Source organism: Kosmotoga sp. (assembly GCF_982836095.1).
Genome location: NZ_CEYIHJ010000088.1, coordinates 1 through 3,675, shown reverse-complemented (window position 1 = coordinate 3,675; position 3,675 = coordinate 1). Strand labels below are relative to the sequence as shown.

The window sequence follows — 3,675 nt, the reverse complement described above, 5'->3', positions numbered from 1 at the left end:
TGTATTCTTTTACAAAATCTTCAGACCTTCCATGAGCTGCTTTTTGGATTAAGTCAAAATATCTTTCGAAATCATTTTGGGAATTAAGTCCCAGATAAGCGGGAAAGAATATCATGTATTCCACAAGATCACCTGCATTACCATTTGCAAAGCTAAGGCTCTCTTTGAATTTTTGAAGGATTTTTCGGTGCTTTCTGCTGATTGAACTCTCATATTTACGAGAATAACCGTTGTCATAGTTGATCTTCGATACCGATAGAAGGTGGAATATGTAGTTAGGCCCTAATTCCGGGTTCAACTTGATCTCTTTCACCTTATCTTGCCTCCCAAAAATCAGTTTAATTAACTCAGCGATCTATTTCAGCATACAGATGTTGTATCGAATCGTAAGCTTCTTGAGGTAGTTTGTTATAACCATCCTTTTCTTTTTCTAGAGAACGTATATAGTCCAGCCTGCTATGAAGCTGGCTTTTCAAAAGCTCAATATAATTTGCATCGTTAAAATCTGGGACAAATCCCTCAATTTCCATGATTTCAATTTCTTCAAAATCTCCCCACTTTTTGAATTTCGCAGTTTTGGTAACTATTGATTCGAGAATGCTGAGAGTAACATTCTTGGTAACCTTCTTGTTCAGGAAATGCCCTGTATTGAATATATAACAATCCACATTTCTTTTGTCAAATAGATCTTTGAACCCCTGGTAGTCAATTGAAAGCGGATAGGTTCTGAAAGGATTAGCATAGGGCTCAAAAACCAGAGCATTGGGATCCGCACCCGGAGCAAGGCGCTCTGCTGAGGTTCTTTTAGTTGCCAACGTCGCGCCAAGTGCTGAAGCTAGGGCAGAATCGTTTATTTTCAACACAGGTGGAATAGAAGGGTCTTTCATAAGCCATATTATGGCATTAACAGGTTCAGAGAATTTATTCACCCTGTTAGGGGACCACAAGCTGGATTTAATAGCTCGCCCATTTCCATTTCTTATGTCTTCGGTCACAATTACAACTTTGCCTTCGCTATCAAGTGTTGCGCCTACATTCTGTACGCTAAGCAGGTATTTGTTGTCAGGAGAATTCAGAGGATAATCCGCCATCTTATCAAAATAAGAAGGTTCAAGTGCGATGGAAGAGCCATTTGTCAGAGAGATGATGAAAGCATCGTCATGCAGGATGGTCACATCGTATTTACTTCCATGCTTTGCATGGGTAAGAGTGGATTTTCCCGAACCAGATAGTCCGAAAACTCCCACTACAAAGCTCTTATCGCCCAGGTTGTATCTTTTCTGTCCACCATGACATGATACATAGCCGTTTCTACTTGCGCAGCTCCAAGCAAGCGTCAATGTGCCTTTTTTAAACTCTCCAAAATACCTCATTCCAAGTATGGCAGCCACGTTATGCTCTGGATCAAAAAAGGTCAGGCCAAAGGGATGGTCGGGATGGCTCCAATCGGGATCGGCGAAGACGAAAATATCTCCTTCGTTTTTTAAGGGCTTCGAGCTATTATACAGTTCAGACCAACTATCTGTAAGAGGTTGGAAGTTCAGCAGCCAGTTGTACAGAGTATTTTCATAACCCTCCGGGATGAGAAGATGGGCTTTTACGGAGAAATCTGTATCAAGTCCTATTATAGCCTGTGCATGGTACATCTTTTTGTATCTCGTATTATAAACCGCTTCCCTGAGTTTTGCAGCATAGTCTTTCAAATCAAGCCCGGGTTCCCCAACGATCCTTCGCGCAGGTGCATAACGTCCGACAACCGCTCCATCATTAAATAAAAGCACTTTGCTTCCCGGTTCAAGGCCAAGTTTCTCTGGTTGAAAGACATCCAGATCGGTGACAATGGTTCCAGGCGAAACTGTTGCCAGTTTATAGGCTTCTCTTCGTGAATTTACACTTACCACGTTATTTCGATAAAAGGCAGTTTCGATAATCGTTCTGAATTGTGAAAAAATCGGATTCTCCTTTGACACTTCATTGCGATTTAATAACAACGTTGTCGCCACTTTAAATCCCCCTCGCTTTTTTTAGTTAAAAGAAAAAGATGCGGGATTTGATCAATTCTTGCCCGCACACTCAGAACCCATGAGGATATTCACTTTTCATGGCGATTATAGCACTATTAAAAAAAATGCATATTTCCTGTAATCATTCAAAAGAAGTAATAAGAAAGGACTATTTGAAAAGAGTTGGACTAAACTCTCTTTCCTTAAAGTATGCAGGTTTATACATAAGAAACGGCCACTAAATGTGGCCGTTTTGTAAGTCTCACTAGTTTGCAAGATCAATCGCAGCTACACCAATGTACAAATCAGCAGCTCCGTAATAAAGAAGCAATTTCTCGTCGTACTCCACTGCCCCTTCTACAAAAACTACGTTGGGAACCTGACCATATTTTTCCCACGAAAGCTCTGGCTCAAGCAGTGGCTTATCCGTTCTTTTCAACAATCTATCTGGTTTGTCCAAATCAAAGAGAGCTGCTCCTACCTTATAAATTCCTGAGTAGTCAGCACTGTTATAGAACAACAATATTCCTTCAGGGGTTATCAAAGGTGGGGGCCCTGGCTCAACAAGCCTGGCATCGAACTTATCAGGGCGTGGCCTGAGCACAGCATGTGGATTGACATTCCAGTTTTTCAAATCACTGGAAGTTGCGATGTATATCTGCGAATCGCCAAAATACATGTAATATTTTCCATTTATCTTCTGTGGAACAATAGCACCGGATTTAGACCAGCGGAAGCTCTTTATTATGGGACCAACCTTTGTCCACTCTTTTAGGTCTTTGGAATAGGCAAGGCATAATCTCGCCTGGCTTCCGTCATAAGCCGTGTAAGTCATGATATACAAACCGTCTATTTCCACAATTCTCGGATCTTCGCATCCGCCCGGTATTTCATAGGGCGGTTCAGGTTTGATAATAGGTTCTGACTCTTTGACAAAATTCTAGCCATCTTCGCTCTTGGCCAAACCAATAGATGAGGTGCCATTCCACGAATTATGACCTGTCCAATCCTCCGCACGATAAAAGAGGTAAATTTCATCATCAACCCTTATCGCTGCTGGATTAAAGGTTGCCTTGCTCTGGAACCCAATCCCTTCGGGCAGTAATACGGGATAATCAGTAAGCCTCTTCAATTCATATACCTTATCAAAATACAGGTTTACACCAAAAAGGCTAAGCGAGAATGCAAAAAACAAAAGAAGCAAAATAGCTCTTTTGCTGTTCATGACATCATCCCTCTCTGACCCATTTCATGATTTCTTCCTTTGAAATGGTGGCAAGTGCTATGTGATTATCCGCTGCGCCGTAATATATGTAATAATTTCCTTCATGCTCCACCATTGCATCGGAGAAGATAACATTTGGAACTCCACCAAATATTTCCCACTCTTCTTCGGGCTCCAGCACGGGTTCTTCTGACCTTTTCAGTACTTTGCTTGGATCGTTCAAATCGAGAAGCATAAAGCCCAATCTGTAGGTGGGTCTTGGGGTATTTTCTACACCGTGATAAAGAACCAGCCAGCCTTCATTGAGTTTTATCGGCGGTGCTCCAATGCCTATTTTAAGGTTATCCCAATAACCCTCTCTGGGCCCGGCAATGGCTACAAAATCTCCCCAATGTATCAGGTCATCCGAAAAGGCGAGGTACATATCCGGCTCAATTCTGTGGAACA

4 protein-coding genes and 1 pseudogene are annotated in these 3,675 nt (G+C 41.9%); all 5 read right to left on the bottom strand.

Annotation, left to right across the window (positions count from 1 at the left end; translation table 11 throughout):
* On the bottom strand, window positions 1-313 hold a 313-nt coding region (locus tag AC3LHT_RS06760; RefSeq protein ID WP_488662365.1), incomplete at its 3' end, for a hypothetical protein.
* Window positions 314-347: 34 nt separating this feature from the next.
* Window positions 348-2,003, bottom strand: coding sequence for a phosphoenolpyruvate carboxykinase (ATP) (locus tag AC3LHT_RS06755; protein ID WP_488662364.1), 1,656 nt, complete (start codon window positions 2,001-2,003; stop codon window positions 348-350).
* A gap of 265 nt (window positions 2,004-2,268) precedes the next feature.
* Window positions 2,269-2,931 (bottom strand): annotated as a pseudogene (locus AC3LHT_RS06750) (glycoside hydrolase family 130 protein); the annotation flags it as partial.
* A gap of 12 nt (window positions 2,932-2,943) precedes the next feature.
* Window positions 2,944-3,228, bottom strand: coding sequence for a hypothetical protein (locus AC3LHT_RS06745; protein WP_488662363.1), 285 nt, complete (start codon window positions 3,226-3,228; stop codon window positions 2,944-2,946).
* A gap of 4 nt (window positions 3,229-3,232) precedes the next feature.
* On the bottom strand, window positions 3,233-3,675 hold a 443-nt coding region (locus AC3LHT_RS06740; RefSeq protein WP_488662362.1), incomplete at its 5' end, for a glycoside hydrolase family 130 protein.